Source organism: Acinetobacter lwoffii, assembly GCF_022967985.1.
In the GTDB taxonomy this organism is placed as follows: Bacteria; Pseudomonadota; Gammaproteobacteria; order Pseudomonadales; family Moraxellaceae; genus Acinetobacter.
In genome coordinates this window covers 1-15,582 of sequence record NZ_JALJVC010000034.1, presented here as the reverse complement: position 1 = coordinate 15,582, position 15,582 = coordinate 1, and the positions used below count along the sequence as shown (strand labels likewise).

Sequence of the window (15,582 nt, the reverse complement as noted above, 5' to 3'; positions counted from 1 at the left end):
TTTTGATTTCCTTTTTAAATTATAACTTTATTGTATATAGACAAGCCCACTCATTAGCGATTGGGCTTTTTAGTTGATATTTCACGTTCCACGCTTCATTTTGGTACAACTTTGAATGATTTTATTAAATTGAGCTGATCAATTTCTATTTTGGATTAGCTTTGCTTCGCCAAAAATTTCTCAATGGCTACCTGCGCAATCTCAGCATCCTGAAACGACTTCACTCCCGACACGCCCATTGCACCTACCAACTGTCCTTCATACATAATCGGCTCACCACCTTCCAGCATTCCTGAAAATGATTTCATGGTCAGGAAGCCCATCTGCCCGCCTTTGATAATATCTTCAAATAACTTCGATGGACGGCGACTCATAGCGGAACATTTGGCTTTTTCAATAGCCAGATTTGCAGTCATTGGTGCTGCGCCATCCATACGCTTCATCGCCAGTAAATTTCCGGTTTCATCCACTACAGCAATACTGACATTAAAACTGTTCTGAATCGCATATTGATGAGCTTCATTTAATAAAAATTCCGCATCACTTAAAGTCAAATAATGTTTGGTTTTCATTGATCTATCTAATCCTTTAATTTATCAATTTCAAATCTTATGATGTCTAATCCAAAGAATGAAATAAGCCCGATCACTCGGGCTTATATTCCCTCTCCTTTTAGGAGAGGGTCAGGGAGAGGTCGAATTATCCTTTCATCTCAGCAAAAGTTTCTTTAGCCGCTTGAATCGTGTAAGCAATATCTTCATCACTATGCGCAGCAGAAATAAATCCTGCTTCAAAAGCAGATGGTGCAAGGTTTACGCCACGACTTAACATGCCATGGAAGAATTTACGGAAGGCATCGACATCGCATTTCAGCATAGAGTCGAAGCTAGTAATATCTTCCTGATCGGTAAAGTAAAGACCAAACATACCGCCCACTTGTTGGGTCTTGAATGGAATGCCTGCTTCATCAGCAGCAGTTTGTAAACCGGCGAGCAATTTTTCGAGTTGTGCGGTTAATTTTTCATAAAAACCTTCGGTACGTAAATGCTTGAACATCTCGATACCGGCACGCATTGCCAATGGGTTACCTGATAGCGTACCTGCTTGATAGACCTTACCCAATGGTGCGATACATTCCATCACTTCACGTTTACCACCGAATGCACCGACTGGTAAGCCTGCACCGATGATTTTACCTAAAGTGGTTAAATCCGGAGTAACGCCATAATGTGCTTGCGCACCACCCAAACCGACACGGAAACCGGTCATTACTTCATCAATGATAAACACTGAACCATGTTCATCACAAACATCACGAATCGCTTGCAGGAAACCGTCAATTGGTTTCACCAAGTTCATGTTGCCTGCGACTGGCTCAACAATCACGCCGGCAATTTCTGAACCGAATTTGGCAAAGCATTCTTTTAAAGTCGCGATGTCGTTATATGGAAGTGTCAGCGTATGTTTAGCAAAATCTGCTGGCACGCCTGCAGACGTCGCTTCCCCTTCTCCACTGGTCAATAAACCTGAACCGGCTTTTACCAATAATGAATCTGAGTGACCATGATAACAGCCTTCAAATTTTACAATCTTGTCACGGCCAGTATAACCACGTGCTAAACGAATCGCGGTCATGGTCGCTTCTGTACCCGAGTTGGTCATACGCACTAGTTCAATCGATGGCATGATCTCGCAAATAATATCTGCAAGCGTGGTTTCATGAACTGTGGGCGCACCAAAACTCAAACCATCGACCGCAGCATCCTGAACGGCTTTAATAATCGCCGGATGTGCATGGCCCAGAATCATCGGCCCCCATGAACCTACATAGTCCACATAACGCTTACCATCGACATCATACAGATACGCACCTTGGGCTTTTTCGATAAAGACCGGCGTCCCACCGACACCATTAAATGCGCGTACAGGTGAATTAACGCCACCCGGAATATGTTTATTAGCTTGTTTGAACAATTGTTCTTGCTTTGGAGATAAGCTCATGAAGGCACTCGACTCAAAATTAAATCAATCAAAAAATTTTATGCTGTAGCTTGAAAAAGCGCAGACCATTCATCTAAACGTTCAGGAATGGCATTCATAGGGAGTCCCAATATATCACTAATCACCGCGCAATAATCCGCACCTGACTCAATGACATCCTTGGAATTTTCAACCGTTAAACCACCAATGGCACATAAAGGTACATTCAATTTCTCTTTGGCCAGTTTTAAGGTTTCAAGACCAATATTACCCGCTTCAGGTTTACTATCAGTAGCATAAATTGCTCCAAATGCCACATAATTCGCACCATCGGCAATGGCCTGTTCAGCCAGCTCAAGTGAGTTATTACAGCTACGGCCAATCAACACGCCTTTAGGCAAACGCGCAACAGCGTCGACAATCGAACCATCATCCTGGCCTAAATGCACACCCACGCTGTATTTAACCGCCATTTCCAGATCATCATTAATCACGAAAGGTACAGCATATTCAGCACACATGGCTTTCATATACTCGATTTCGTAAATTTGATCTTCTTTCGCCACTTTTTTACGGCGATATTGCAAGACCGCAACACCACCATTGGCCATTGCACCTTCCAACTTCGCCAATAAAAGCTCTAATGGATCATCATTGGTAATTAAATATAAACCGCGCATCTTGCTCGCCACTTGCTAGGATGGCTCTATTATAGGCATAACTCGGTTTAATTGCCGCAGTCCTGCTGTTTCTGAGACCAAGCAGCAACAGATTTGCAGGTTTTTAGCGCAATTTATCAATTAAATCTTAAATATCACCATTTTCAGGGATATACGGGCTTTCAAATCTGCGTTTTAATTGCCTTATAACAATAATTATAACGTGTTAATGCTTACGCCCTCCGACAAACGCTTTTAGGATTTTGCAGATAACTTGGTGGAGAAGTTGCAAAATTCTAAGAGCGATTTTTTTTGTCTTTTTTTCGCCTGGCTCAAGCGTACTCAAATTAATTAATATTAAAAATACCCATTTTCAGGGATAGCCCAATCGGCACGAAGCGTCTTAAATAGCCTTAGACACAGAAAATAAACAGAAAAATAAACAGAAAAATAAATACCTGTGTTTGTAATACCCGATCCTTTCTGGTTTTGAGTCATTCGTTTGTGGGGAAACGTTTCAAAGCCAGAAAGGATCTTTTACTTTCAGCACAAATCCACATGAATTCTTCTATGAATATTTACACAATAGCATGAGCAAAATCTTGAACATTTATTGGTAGCAAACAGGCATAAAAAAAGCCCGGAGAAGGTCGCTCCAGGCTTGGAAAACTGATGTATTAATTAAAATATAATGGTTGATCAAAAAACCTAATCTGCAATACCATAATTATTAGAATAATAATTCTAGACTTGCAAGGCTTTTATCGAAATTTCATGCTTTAAGTGGGCACATTCCGATAAAAGTCATTCTGGCTTAACTGGAAATTTTATCGTATTTAAGGTCGATCAGACTGATATTACCACGCAGGACATCGGCAAACATGCGCCAGTCCGAGATAAAGCTATATACAGGCTGTTTGAAGCTGGCTGGTTTATTGCGCTCAAAGATAAAATGACCGACCCAGGCACAGGCATAGCCCGAGAGTAAACCATATGCAAAATATCGCGGCTTGCCTTGACGAATGGCTTTGGCAAAACAGTATAAACCGATGCTACTGCCGGCCACGTGCAGACGGCGGCTAATAATATGCCGATGCTCAGTCAAATAGAAGCGATAAAATTCATGATAGTTCTTAATCGGCATCTGGGGCTGAACCATCACCTCATTCTTACTTTCTGGTTGTACTTGTACATTCATCTGTCATCATCCTGACGTTTTTTGTTTTACCTTAGCGTATATTTTAGCCAAATAACAGCCTTTTGATGCGCGCTTCAATGCATCTTGCACATCCCCGTGAAGGCCTGAATCCGATCGTTTTAGCCTAAAATGAACCGATGAAATCTAAGTTTCAAACTTCTGTTTAAGCTTTTTATGCTCAGTCAAGTCTTACATGCATTTTGATTTTGGTTACAATCTGCTGCGCACAAATCTAAAAATATAATTGCGGCTGCTGTCCGCCTCATTTTAAAACCTTATTCAAGTGAAGATTCAGTACTTAATTGCACTGAACAGATAGGATGATCATCATGGTTGAAGTTGAACTCAAGTTCCAAATTCCTGTGGCACGACGCACTGCGCTGCTCAAGGCACTTGATCCGAAAAAGTCTCAACAGATCCAGCTTCAAGCCAAATATTATGATACTACCGACCGTCAACTGGCCCGGCATGGGGTGGCACTGCGTCAGCGTCTGGAAGGTACACGTTGGGTGCAAACACTAAAAGCGGCCGGAAAAAGCCATATCGAACGCTTTGAACATAATCATGATCTAGGGAAATTAACCGCATCTCCTGAACTGGATTTAGATATTTATAAAAAATTTCCAGAAGCCGGGGCAATTCTCAGCAATGCGCTCGGCAATCAGTTCGACCAGCTCCAACTCCAGTTTGAAACCGATATTTCCCGTACGTTAAGGGTGATTGACTATGAAGATACCCAGATCGAAATCAGCCTGGATATTGGGCATATCCGCACACATGATGCCGAGCAAGAAGTACATGAAGTCGAGTTCGAGCTTAAAAATGGTTCAATTCAACATCTACTGGCGTTTAGTTTTGAATGGGTCAAGAAATACCAGCTCTGGCTCGATGTACGCAGCAAGGCTGAAATAGGCAATCTATTGGCCACTTCACAGCGCGTCAGTCCTGCGACCCTTAGCAAAGAATTTCAGATCAGCAAAAAAGACAGCGCCAGTAAAACCATGTGCAGTCTGATTGCACAGCAGATGCAGCATTTATTGCCGAATATCGCGGCGATTGCAGCTCAGGTTGCAGAACAGGAACATATTGATCAGGCACGACTGGCACTAGATCATTTATATCTGACCTTGCTGCTGTTCAAAGACTGGCATCCACAGCTTTCGGACAAATGGGCACATCAACTGGCGGCCTTTAAGCAGCAATTTGAACATTTGCAACATTTACAGCATATGCAAAACAGCTTGGCCGGCTTCCTGCAAAATCCCACCACGGCAGAAAACCTGAGCAAAGATATTCTGTATGCGCAGGAGAAACTCGGTAATCTGGTCAAATCTACCCAGAATGTGCATCATTATCTGGAATTACTGATGTTCAGTTTAAATGAAAATGAGCATGCCTCGCTGGACTTGAAAACTGCTGCTCAAACTACCTTGCAACAGCAATATAAAGCTTTGCAGGAACAAATGAACCAGACCGATATCACTGATTTTGAAAGTCTGGATCAATTGTCGGGCCGGATTCAGGAGCTCAAATTCAGCTTTCCGATTTTAACCACGATCTATGATGTCAAAAATTTGCAGAAATACAGCAAAGCGCTGAACGATGCTCAACTGGCAGCCAGTGAATATCAAACTTTGGCCTCTTCTGCAGTTTATATTCAGCAGACCGAGCTGGAAGCAAGTGACTGGTTTGTGCTGGGCTGGCTGACCGCCAAGCAGGAAGTCTATGCGCAGAAACTGCTTGAAGCGACCGAACAGTTCTTGGTCAGTCGTAAATTCCTGAAATAAAAATATTGAAATAAATATCACAAGAAAAACTCAAAGCACGCCTTCTCTGGCGTGCTTTTTTGTTGCAGAAGCACATCACACCCCTGCCGATCTTTGGGCTATATTAATCTATAAAACCAACATCGCGGAGGAATGACCCGATGGCAGAAATAGAACTCAAATTCCAGATTCCGCCACAGTCTCGTGTGCAATTTGAACAGGACATTCAGAAACTTCAGCCGACTCGGCATCGTCTGTGTGCACGCTACTTTGATACTGAAGCGCAACAATTACAACAACATCAGATTGCCCTGCGGCAACGTCTGGAAGACCAGCAATGGATTCAAACCCTGAAAGCAGCGACTGAACAACAATTTGAACGTTTTGAACTTGAGCATGAATTAAAAAGTCCTCCGGAACATTGTGATTTTCAGTTATATCGCAAACATAAACCGGCCAAAAAAATCCTGAAACAGGCGCTCGGTGATCTGGAGACACCGCTTATTCTGCAATTTGAAACAGATGTCGTACGGTATGTACTCACAGAAAGTCATCTGGACAGTAAGATTGAAATTGCCTTTGATGTCGGAGAAATTCGACACAATGATCAAGCCATCGATATTTATGAAGTCGAATTTGAGCTTAAATCCGGCCAGCTGAGTGAATTGATTGATTTCATTCAGCCCTGGGTTCAGCGTTATGCTTTGTGGCTGGATACACGGAGCAAATCGGAACGCGGTTATGCCTTATTACATGATGAAGAGAGTCTGCCAGTTCAGCATCAGCTTCCCTTAGTGCTTGAACAGAAAGATCAGATCAGTACGATTTTACAAAAAATTGTCGCCAACTGTCTGGCTCATCTTTTCCCAAATGCGACGGCGATTGCTGCCGAAAATTATAATAGTGATCATGTGCATCAGGCACGTGTTGCGATTCGACGTTTGCGCAGTGCTTTTAAAATTTTCCAGTCCGTGACTGAACATGTACAGCCAGAATGGCCGGAACAGCTGCGGGATATTTTTCAGCAACTGGGTTCCACCCGAGATCGCGATGCCCTGGCAGAAAGCCTGATTCCACAACTGGAAAAAGCAGGTTCACCCTTACTGAAATTACCACCACACCGACAAAAACAACCAGATATCAGTGCGCTGTTCAGAAGTCCTGCCACAGTAGAATTAATGCTGCAACTATTCAGCTTTAGCCAAGAAAATACAGAGGGTAAAGCCAAGTCTTCGCATAAAATTTTGTGTAAAGGCCTGAGCAAGCTGCATCAGCAAATCTGTCAGGATGCCGAGAACTATCAAGAACTGGATATTGAATCCCGGCATCGCACACGCAAACGGGTCAAACGCTTACGCTATAACGTAGAATTCTTGCAAAGCTTATTTCCTGAAAAAGAGGTTAAAGCCTATCTAAAAGCCTTAAAACCCTTGCAGGAAAGTCTCGGGCATTATAATGACCTATTTGTAGCAGACGAATTATTTAGACCTTATGTCAAACAACAGGCCAAGGCCTGGTTTGTGCTAGGCTGGATAAGTGCGGAACAGCAGCGTTTGTCGAACGAAGCAGCAGAGCGTTTACAGCAGTTTGCAGAAAATACCAAGCCCTTCTGGTAAGACCGGGCTTGGTCAAACTGTGCTAGCGATATTTGCCGAATACTTTCCAGGTATTATTGTCTGCCAGAGGATCGTTATAACTGTCGCTGCGTTGCTTGCGTGGCTTATTACGTGCATCAACCAGCTCAAAATGTGGCTCGACACTCAGCACGATCCCATTCACATAAAAACGGGTGCGCGTATATTCACTTTGACCATGCTGAAATACATAAGTGCGCAGATCAACAAACTCACGGTGTGCGACCAGTGCTGCGGTATCGTCACTGTCGAGCCACTGCCGCATGGCTGCAACCTGCTCAGCTTCGAATTGCCCACATTTTTCGATCAGGCTAGCGACACCACAAAAAGTTTTGGATTCTTTGGCCCGGGTTTTATTAATGCGAATCCGGTCAACATGAAAATAAAATAGCGGCAGATTTAAATGACTGGGCAGATGAATAGCATCTAGTGTTTCATCTTCCATAAAAGGCTGAAACAGATCCTGCGCCCTTTCAATCAGACCGAGCCACTGACTATAGTATTCATCTACCTGTGACTGGCTGCCATAATAAATCGGCAAGCCTTCAACATTGGCCAGATTCGCTGGTGGCCAGATATTCTGGCGCAATAAGGCAATATCACTTTTTAGGCTTTGTACCGCAATCGCATCCTGCATGGCATTCACTTTTATATGCTTAGGCTATTTTTTAGATTAAGGCAAAGGTTTAGTTTCTGCAAGGCTTTGCCTATAATTAGCGATTGAGATTTTAGTGTTAGGAACAAATTCATGGTTCAAAAGATTGAAGCAACCGATGTAACCGAAGAAGAAGCGTTAAATGCGGCATTCTTTGAACGTGCTGATGAATTTATTCAACAAGCCAACGAGTTTTGTCGCGTAGAAAAAGGCTCACAGGAAAAACCAAGCGATAAGCGCGGTCAAGTCAGTGCAGCGATGTTATTTGGTACTGCCCGTTTCAATACCTGGGTGGCAGCAAATAATTTTAAAGATGGCAACGAGATGCGTGATGCCAAAGATCAGGTCATGTCTTATATCTTGCAGCAATTTCAAATGATGCTGGAAGATAACTATGATGAATACTGTGAACAGTTCGAAAACTATTTGCGTTTCCGTCACAATGAAGAGTTTCATGCCAACAAGCATAACCATGATCACAAGCATGATCATTGATTAAAATACGAAAAGCCCCGCGGGGCTTTTTTTTATTTGCTGTCATTTATCATATTGACTTTAAAGTGATTTAAGCACTATATAAATTGAATAATAAATAAACGAAAACAAGGCATAGCATGCAGCAACTTCCCTTCCCGATCATTGACCCTCATATCCACCAATGGGATCCGTACAATACCCCACATGCGGCAGCGCTAGCGGTAAAGCTGTTCGGCAATCATCCCAAATTACTAGACAGAATGGTTCGACTGTTGAAACCCAGAGACGTCATTGAGACCATTGGCCTGACACAGCACCTGACTGCACCTTATCTGCCTGCAAATTACAAGAAAGATGCAGGACATTATGAAATAGAGCAGATTGTGCATGTTGAAGCCAGCTGGCATGACCATAAAGGTACGGGTGTGGTAAATGAAACCCGTTTTATCGCTGGGCTTCCTTTTGATCAGCACACTATCCAATTGGGTGGAATTGTCGCCACGGCGGATCCGCGGCAGAAAAATTTTAAACAGTTGATTCAATTGCATCGCGAAGCTTCTCCCAAGTTTCGGGGCATCCGTAAAATGGCTGCAGTACATCCAGATAAAGAGATTCATGCCTGGACCGATGAACCGCATCTCTATCGCAACACAGATTTCCTGAAGGGCTTTGAAGAACTGGCCAGGCAAGATTTAAGCTTTGATGCCTGGGTGTACTCTACCCAGATTGCGGATGTTACTGCGCTGGCCAAAGCCTTTCCAAACACCCCTATTGTGCTGGATCATCTGGGTACGCCCGCAGGTTTATTTGGCAAAGTGGGCAAAGCTACAGGCAAGACCGAACAAGATCGCACCCAGATATTTGCAGACTGGAAAGATCAGTTGGCAGAACTGGCCGAATGCAAAAATGTATCGACCAAAATGTCTGGTCTGTTTATGCCAGTCTTGGGACATGATTTTCACACGCAGAAACGGCTGGCAAGTAAACAGGAATTAGTGGAACGTGCCGCACCCGTGATCCAGCATACTTTAGACTGTTTTGGTTCTGGGCGCGTGATGTTTGCATCCAACTTTCCAATGGACAGTGTCAGCAGCTCACTCACCAACATTATTGATGCCTTTAGCGATATTGTTCAGGACTACAATGAAAATGCCTTAAAGCCGATCTTTTATGAAAATGCTAAATGTTTTTATCGACTTTGAGTAGATGAGGACATGCTAAGTTGGATAACAGATTCCAGTCTAAATACGCCTTCAGGCAAAGGACTTTGTATTTTACTCACTATTATTTCAAGCTGGATAACGTCTTATTATTATCAAGTGGCGATCCATCATCCTTTTGATCAAGATATTGCTTTCGTTTCAACTTTGATTGGCTGTGGAATATTGATTTTCCTTCTTATTGTATCTGTTTGGAGTCTGCTCCTATCTATCCTTGCAAGCTTAACTGGAGGGATTGTTTTTAGCCATAGAGCAACCTAAAGCATAAAACTAAAATAAAAAAATCCCCTCACTTGAGGGGATTTTTTATCAACACTATGATGTTTTAACTTGCTTACCGTACTGATCAGCCATCACTTCCACCAGCTGGTCCGGCTTGATGTATTTTTTGATCATGGCATCAATATCGGCTTTGCTCAGTTGAGCAATCGCCTGATCACGTTTTTCCCGGTAAACCAGATTACGGTCTTTTTCCAGCTGTGGAATCAACATAGTGTGAATACGACGATCATCCTCGAGTGCAGTTAAACGCTGTTTCAAGATACTGGCTTTTGCCGCTTCGACTTCCTGTTCAGTCACGCCACGTGTCAGCAGTTCATTCAGTACCTTATGCACTGCCTGAGAAACCTGTGCGGATTTTCCAGCCGTATAATTGGCACTAATCATCATGGCGCCCACATCTGCCCATTCATCGAGTTGCACATCTGCACTAAAACCATAGACTAGTGCATTTTTCTCGCGTAACTCTTGTGCCAGTCGTGACGACAGCTGTGAATCACCCAGAATATATCGAAATACCTGTAATGCAGGTGCATCGGCATGATCTGCGCCGACCGGCATGCTCATGAATGCCTCATAACTCCCGAATTCACGCTGCTCAGACAACGCATGAATTTTCTGGGCTGGATAACTTCGATATTCCGATTTCAGACGCTCATAAGGCTGTGTAGCTTTCCAGTCTGAGAAACTGTTTTTCAGCGTTTTTTGCATCGATTTTGGATTAAACTCACCTGTGACCGCGATTTGTGCATGCTGGGTTTTTAAAAACTGCTGATACAGTGCCATAACCTGTTCGCGAGTCGCTTTCTGATACTGTTTTTTGGCCAGTTCAGGCTCGAAATGGAAACGCAGATCGCCAGGCTGATAGATCTCGAGAGTTCGCGCCATCGTCAAGCTCGACACGGTATCTGGTTCAGTGTAAGGACGATCCAGACTGGATAAAGTTTGACTCTTGATCAAGTCAAACTGGCTTTGCTCAAATGCCGGCGTTTTCAGTACATCAACCACATACTGGAAAAACTCTTCAAACTTTTCTTTTTTGGCGCTGATCTGCAAGGTCAGGCCATTGCCGGATGCACCGGCAGTTGCCGAACCACCTACTTCAATAATTTTATCGGCAATCTGCTGCAGACTCTGGTCTTTTGATGCGCGTAACAATAAGTAAGCCGTCAGATCCAGAATCTCGCCTTTATTCATCAGGCTTTGTGCAGTACCAAAATCCAGTGAAATTGTGGCATAAACCTTGTCATCGCGGGTAGTCGTCGGAAACAACGCGTATTTAATGCCATTTTTCAACTTGCCACGCTGAATCTGTTTGTCTTTACTGTACAAATACTGTTTGGATTCCTGGACATATTGCTTCACTTCAGCCTGATAAACACTGACATCTTTCAGTGGCTCTTCTGCTTCAGTCTGTTGATCCAGAGTTTTTGCCGGTGCTTCTGTTTGTGCCAGTTCCTGCGCTTTTTTCTGATCTTCCGGGGTAGGTAAAATATTGCCAGAAATACGGTATTCAGGTTTTAAAAAATTCTTATAGACCTGATTGACCTGATTCACATTCAGGTTTTGAATCGCGCTCAGATCTTTAAAATACTGGCTCCAGTCACCCGAATACGCCACTGCATAATCACTTAAACGTGAACCTAAAGCAGTCGCACTATTTTTAATATTGTCGGCCTGATTTCGGGTCAGATTTTTAGCCCGGTTTAATTCTGCTTCGGTAAATGGCTGACTCTGTTCTACGCCTTGAATCAGTCCCTGCTCTATCGCTTGTGCCTGATGATTCGGAGCATAGATTGCTCCCATAAACACCAGATTAAAGTCTTTATCCAGCCAGGTACTGGATTGCACCGCTGTTGACTTCCCAGTTTCCACCATATTCTGATAGAGATGTCCACTTGGCTGCAAAGTATAGAGCGTTGGCGAAACAGCCAAAGCCGTTTTAATGCTTTCTTCGGATTGATTCAAATAAAGATTAAACTTGGCCAGATCACTGCCTTTCTTTACTGTAAATTCACGCTGTTTGATTTGCTCTGGTTTAAGCGCTGGGACTTTCACTTGCGCTGGTACATTTCGGGATTGAATCGGACTGAAATGCGTATCCAGCTGTTTTAAGACTTCGGCCTTATCAAATTTGCCCGAAATGACCACAAAGGCATTATTCGGTGCATACCATTGACGGTAAAAATGGTTTAGTTCCTGCATATTGATTGATTGCAGCTCATTTAGGTCACCAATCGGCAAACGGCCTAAATACTGATTGCCATAAGCAGATTTAAACACCTGATCGATCAATACTGAAAATGGCTGATCCAGACGAATTTCACGCTCGCGTTTTACAATATCAATTTCAGTCGGTACATATTTTTCCTGAAGCACCAGCTTGTCCATGCGTTCGGCTTCGAGAAAAATGACTTCACTCAGCGCAGTTTTTTCAGGACGGATCACATTAGTATATTTGGTTGAGTAATAGTCGGTACTGGCATTGGTCATCAAGGTATATTGATCCAGTCGACGCTGGAATTCATCCCCTTTGACATTTTCTGTGCCTTTAAAGGCCAAATGTTCCAGCAGATGCGCCAGACCGCCCTTGCCTTGAGGATCATTCAAGGAGCCGGTCAGATAGACCGTATTCATAAAAACTTTATTTTCTTTATCATTCGGTGCCAGGATAATGCGCAGTCCATTATCCAGTCGGTATTCTTCAACATTTTGTTCCGTTTTCACCAAAACAGGTTGTGCAAAACTCAGTGCACTACAGCCAGACAATACAATCGCCAGACTTAAATTTTTATAACGTAGCAACATTCTTCATCCAAATTATAAATATAAATTTTTATTCGCGCCCTTCTTAGAGAATGATTCTTTTTCTGAATAATCTATTCCAAGCCGGACCATCAAAATAACATGCCGCCTCACCTGACGACATGTAGTTCTATGTAATTAAAAAATTAAAGATAAATCTCAGCTTGCATATATAATTTTCCATAACCGGAAATTTCAATTCGGTCCTGATCTTGCAAGGCACAATACAGCACCCCACCACGTGCTGATGCCTGATAGGCGACCAGTTCATTTTTACCGAGCTTCTCGGCCCACAGCGGCGCAATTCCGGTATGAATCGAACCGGTTACCGGATCTTCATTGATTCCATTACTCGGTGCAAAATAACGTGAAATACAATCGTATTGGGTATCTTGTGAAGTGATCGCGACGTCTAAATAGGTATTCTGAGCAGTAATGGCTGTACGCTTGCCATTCAACTGTTTTAACAGTTCAAAATCAGGCATTTCATCCAGCACATCCTGTACCGATTCATATTCAACAATATAGCCCTGCGCGTTCAGATAAACCTGTTTAAACGGTTTGCTCAAGGCCTGTCTTAAAGCTTCAGGATATTCAGCAACTGGCTCTGCACGACGAACTGGAAAGTTCATTCTGATCTTACCATCTGCATCCTGATTGACTACAAAAATGCCTAAGTCTTTTACATGAAAATGAATCGTTGTCCCCGTATCAAATTGATTGAATAGTACAAAGCTACTGGCCAATGTCGCATGACCACAAAAATCCACTTCCTTGGTTGGCGTAAACCAGCGGATGGCATAATTATCGCTATCGATGACTTTAACAAAAGCCGTTTCGGACAGATTATTTTCCAAGGCGATATTTTGCATCAGACCATCTTCGAGCCATTCATCCAGCACAATCACGGCTGCAGGATTGCCTTTAAACAGTTCCGTGGTAAACGCATCGACCTGGTACATTTTCATTTTTTGAATTCCTGAATATAACGATCTCTAGTTTAAAAGCTTTTTTGCAAGAATGAACTTGAATATGTTAATGATCTCATTAATCTGGCCTAGTAAATAAATAGAGCAAATGGTGCTGCATGACAAACTCCCATATTCAAAGCGTTCCCTTAGAAAAAGCTTATCGTCTGATTACCCATGGCCCTACTGTACTGGTATCTGCTCAAGATCAGCAGGATACAGATGTTATGGCAGCAGCCTGGGCATGCGCATTGGAATTCAGCCCCGCAAAAGTGACTGTGGTTCTGGATAAAAGCACCAAAACCCGAAATATTATTGAAAATTCAGGTTATTTCGCGCTGCAAATTCCAACATTGAAACAACTGAATATGGTCTATCGTCTGGGTACGCAGAGCCTGCATGATGTGCCGGACAAACTGGCACAATCCGGAGTAGAACTATTTCATTTTCCTGATGCTGATATTCCTGTAGTACAAGGCTGTGCGGCCTGGATACTCTGCGAGCTGATTCCTGAGCCGCATAACCAGCAAATGCATGACCTGTTTATAGGCAAGGTGATTGCAGCCTATGCCGATGATCGGGTCTTCCGCGACGGCCACTGGCATTATCATGAGGTGGATGAAGAATGGAAAAGTATTCATCATATAGCCGGTGGTCATTTTTATACCATTGGTAATGCTGTGAGCATTGATGATCCAGAATCATAAATTTTTCAAATTTGGAATAAATGAAAATAATTGCGGATGAATAGATGATATCTGCAAGCCCCAGAGCATCCGAAATTATGCTACTTTATCCTTAATCTTCATTTGGTCTGATGCGCTATGATGCCTTTTAAAATTCACTGTATTGATGTCCAGAATTCACTGCAAAATTATATCTGGTTGCTTGAACATACCGCGTCGCATCAGGTGGCTGTGATTGATCCAACCGAAGCAGAATTGGTACAAGACTATTGTGCCGAACACGGTTTAACTGTAAGTCAAATCTGGCTGACTCACTGGCATAAAGATCATATTGGCGGTGTGCCGGAACTGATCCAAGGACAAAATCTGCCTGTGTATGGCCCACGGGCAGAACTAAGCAAAATTCCGTTTATCACCCATCCGCTTGAGCATGAAGAACAGTTTAATTTTCATGGAATAGATATCCAGGTGATTGCTGTACCCGGGCATACACTCGGCCATATTGTTTATTTTATTGATGCGATTGATGTGCTGTTCTGCGGCGATACCTTATTTGCCATGGGTTGTGGCCGGGTTTTTGAAGGCACCTATTCACAGATGTATCATTCACTGTCCCGTCTGGCTGCCTTGCCACCGCGCACCCAAGTCTATTGCACCCATGAATACACATTATCGAATGCACAGTTTGCCAAACACGTTGAACCGGACAATTCGGCAATTCTGGAACGCTTCGAACATATTGAGCGTTTGCGTATACTAGGCCAGTGCACGCTGCCAAGTAGTATTGAAGATGAATTGCAAACCAATCCTTTTCTGCGCGCAGAAAGCGTGGAAGAATTCCAGCGTTTAAGAACCCTGAAAGATCAGTTTTAAACCGGATTCAAAGCTGAAGATCAATGCTTCAGCCGACTTACTTATTTGTCATTTGCGATGCATAGAATGTTATTGAAAGGCACGTACAAATTTTGCACAAATTGGAATAAGTTGAATCTCCATCTAAAAAATGTCTTTCTGTGCCATTTTTGCTTTCTTATAATTAATCAAGTCCTCTATTTTTTTAGAAACCAATTTCAGTTCCAACACATGAAATAATGACTTATAAATAACAGGATGATATTGATTTAAATTAGAGAAATTCGTGGAACATTGCTTAAATAATCAGCATGGAACCTAACAAGTGAATAAAAAAGCCCAATTTACTTGAATTGGGCTTTCACTTATACGCTAAACATATAATTTGTATAAAATAAAAAAT

At 42.8% G+C, this 15,582-nt stretch carries 13 protein-coding genes; 6 read left to right on the top strand and 7 right to left on the bottom strand.

Features of this window, described 5'->3' with window-relative positions; genetic code table 11:
* Nucleotides 1–155: 155 nt before the first annotated feature.
* From MWG72_RS14830 to MWG72_RS14815, 4 genes are all read right to left on the bottom strand, one after another.
* Nucleotides 156–572: a GlcG/HbpS family heme-binding protein gene (locus MWG72_RS14830; protein ID WP_247144371.1), complete on the bottom strand. Its 417-nt coding sequence runs from the start codon at nucleotides 570–572 to the stop codon at nucleotides 156–158.
* 127 nt (nucleotides 573–699) lie between these two features.
* The gene (hemL, locus tag MWG72_RS14825; protein ID WP_247144370.1) at nucleotides 700–2,001 is read right to left on the bottom strand and encodes a glutamate-1-semialdehyde 2,1-aminomutase; all 1,302 of its coding nucleotides are present in this window, start codon (nucleotides 1,999–2,001) and stop codon (nucleotides 700–702) included.
* Between the two features lie 38 nt (nucleotides 2,002–2,039).
* Entirely contained in the window at nucleotides 2,040–2,660 is a 621-nt protein-coding gene (thiE, locus tag MWG72_RS14820) for a thiamine phosphate synthase (RefSeq protein WP_005246719.1), read from the bottom strand.
* Between the two features lie 793 nt (nucleotides 2,661–3,453).
* Nucleotides 3,454–3,837: an Mpo1-like protein gene (locus tag MWG72_RS14815; protein ID WP_005104473.1), complete on the bottom strand. Its 384-nt coding sequence runs from the start codon at nucleotides 3,835–3,837 to the stop codon at nucleotides 3,454–3,456.
* Between the two features lie 329 nt (nucleotides 3,838–4,166).
* Between MWG72_RS14815 and MWG72_RS14810 the strand changes: the two genes are divergently transcribed.
* Entirely contained in the window at nucleotides 4,167–5,624 is a 1,458-nt protein-coding gene (locus tag MWG72_RS14810; protein WP_247144369.1) for a CYTH domain-containing protein, read from the top strand.
* Between the two features lie 140 nt (nucleotides 5,625–5,764).
* Nucleotides 5,765–7,219 (top strand): CYTH and CHAD domain-containing protein, encoded by a 1,455-nt coding sequence (locus MWG72_RS14805; protein ID WP_071852229.1) that lies wholly within the window; start codon nucleotides 5,765–5,767, stop codon nucleotides 7,217–7,219.
* A 22-nt stretch (nucleotides 7,220–7,241) separates the two neighbouring features.
* On the opposite strand, the gene MWG72_RS14800 is transcribed toward MWG72_RS14805, so the two are convergent.
* A complete protein-coding gene (locus MWG72_RS14800) occupies nucleotides 7,242–7,874 on the bottom strand; it encodes a hypothetical protein (RefSeq protein WP_247144372.1) in 633 nt (210 codons plus the stop codon).
* A gap of 111 nt (nucleotides 7,875–7,985) precedes the next feature.
* Here MWG72_RS14800 and MWG72_RS14795 point away from each other — a divergent pair, with 111 nt between their 5' ends.
* Together MWG72_RS14795 and MWG72_RS14790 are read left to right on the top strand one after the other, a co-directional pair.
* On the top strand, nucleotides 7,986–8,387 hold the full coding sequence (locus tag MWG72_RS14795; RefSeq protein WP_004280011.1) for a DUF3144 domain-containing protein: 402 nt from the start codon (nucleotides 7,986–7,988) through the stop codon (nucleotides 8,385–8,387).
* Nucleotides 8,388–8,506: 119 nt separating this feature from the next.
* On the top strand, nucleotides 8,507–9,571 hold the full coding sequence (locus MWG72_RS14790) for an amidohydrolase family protein (RefSeq protein ID WP_247144368.1): 1,065 nt from the start codon (nucleotides 8,507–8,509) through the stop codon (nucleotides 9,569–9,571).
* A gap of 333 nt (nucleotides 9,572–9,904) precedes the next feature.
* Here the strand turns inward: MWG72_RS14790 and MWG72_RS14785 are convergent, their stop codons facing one another.
* Both MWG72_RS14785 and MWG72_RS14780 read right to left on the bottom strand, forming a co-directional pair.
* Entirely contained in the window at nucleotides 9,905–12,676 is a 2,772-nt protein-coding gene (locus MWG72_RS14785; protein ID WP_247144367.1) for a M16 family metallopeptidase, read from the bottom strand.
* A gap of 143 nt (nucleotides 12,677–12,819) precedes the next feature.
* Nucleotides 12,820–13,641, bottom strand: coding sequence for a PhzF family phenazine biosynthesis protein (locus tag MWG72_RS14780; protein ID WP_247144366.1), 822 nt, complete (start codon nucleotides 13,639–13,641; stop codon nucleotides 12,820–12,822).
* Nucleotides 13,642–13,760: 119 nt separating this feature from the next.
* On the opposite strand from MWG72_RS14780, the gene MWG72_RS14775 reads away from it, so the two are divergent.
* A complete protein-coding gene (locus tag MWG72_RS14775) occupies nucleotides 13,761–14,348 on the top strand; it encodes a flavin reductase family protein (RefSeq protein WP_224215693.1) in 588 nt (195 codons plus the stop codon).
* A 117-nt stretch (nucleotides 14,349–14,465) separates the two neighbouring features.
* The gene (gloB, locus tag MWG72_RS14770; RefSeq protein ID WP_247144365.1) at nucleotides 14,466–15,200 is read left to right on the top strand and encodes a hydroxyacylglutathione hydrolase; all 735 of its coding nucleotides are present in this window, start codon (nucleotides 14,466–14,468) and stop codon (nucleotides 15,198–15,200) included.
* Nucleotides 15,201–15,582: the final 382 nt, after the last annotated feature.

What these genes read in the sequence shown, in the direction of transcription:
- MWG72_RS14830 (WP_247144371.1), bottom strand. Translation starts at nt 572, where the DNA reads ATGAAAACCAAACATTATTTGACTTTAAGTGATGCGGAATTTTTATTA.
- MWG72_RS14795 (WP_004280011.1), top strand. Translation starts at nt 7,986, where the DNA reads ATGGTTCAAAAGATTGAAGCAACCGATGTAACCGAAGAAGAAGCGTTA.
- gloB (WP_247144365.1), top strand. Translation starts at nt 14,466, where the DNA reads ATGATGCCTTTTAAAATTCACTGTATTGATGTCCAGAATTCACTGCAA.
- thiE (WP_005246719.1), bottom strand. Translation starts at nt 2,660, where the DNA reads ATGCGCGGTTTATATTTAATTACCAATGATGATCCATTAGAGCTTTTA.
- MWG72_RS14810 (WP_247144369.1), top strand. Translation starts at nt 4,167, where the DNA reads ATGGTTGAAGTTGAACTCAAGTTCCAAATTCCTGTGGCACGACGCACT.
- MWG72_RS14800 (WP_247144372.1), bottom strand. Translation starts at nt 7,874, where the DNA reads ATGCAGGATGCGATTGCGGTACAAAGCCTAAAAAGTGATATTGCCTTA.
- MWG72_RS14775 (WP_224215693.1), top strand. Translation starts at nt 13,761, where the DNA reads ATGACAAACTCCCATATTCAAAGCGTTCCCTTAGAAAAAGCTTATCGT.
- MWG72_RS14785 (WP_247144367.1), bottom strand. Translation starts at nt 12,676, where the DNA reads ATGTTGCTACGTTATAAAAATTTAAGTCTGGCGATTGTATTGTCTGGC.
- MWG72_RS14790 (WP_247144368.1), top strand. Translation starts at nt 8,507, where the DNA reads ATGCAGCAACTTCCCTTCCCGATCATTGACCCTCATATCCACCAATGG.
- MWG72_RS14780 (WP_247144366.1), bottom strand. Translation starts at nt 13,641, where the DNA reads ATGAAAATGTACCAGGTCGATGCGTTTACCACGGAACTGTTTAAAGGC.
- MWG72_RS14815 (WP_005104473.1), bottom strand. Translation starts at nt 3,837, where the DNA reads ATGAATGTACAAGTACAACCAGAAAGTAAGAATGAGGTGATGGTTCAG.
- MWG72_RS14805 (WP_071852229.1), top strand. Translation starts at nt 5,765, where the DNA reads ATGGCAGAAATAGAACTCAAATTCCAGATTCCGCCACAGTCTCGTGTG.
- hemL (WP_247144370.1), bottom strand. Translation starts at nt 2,001, where the DNA reads ATGAGCTTATCTCCAAAGCAAGAACAATTGTTCAAACAAGCTAATAAA.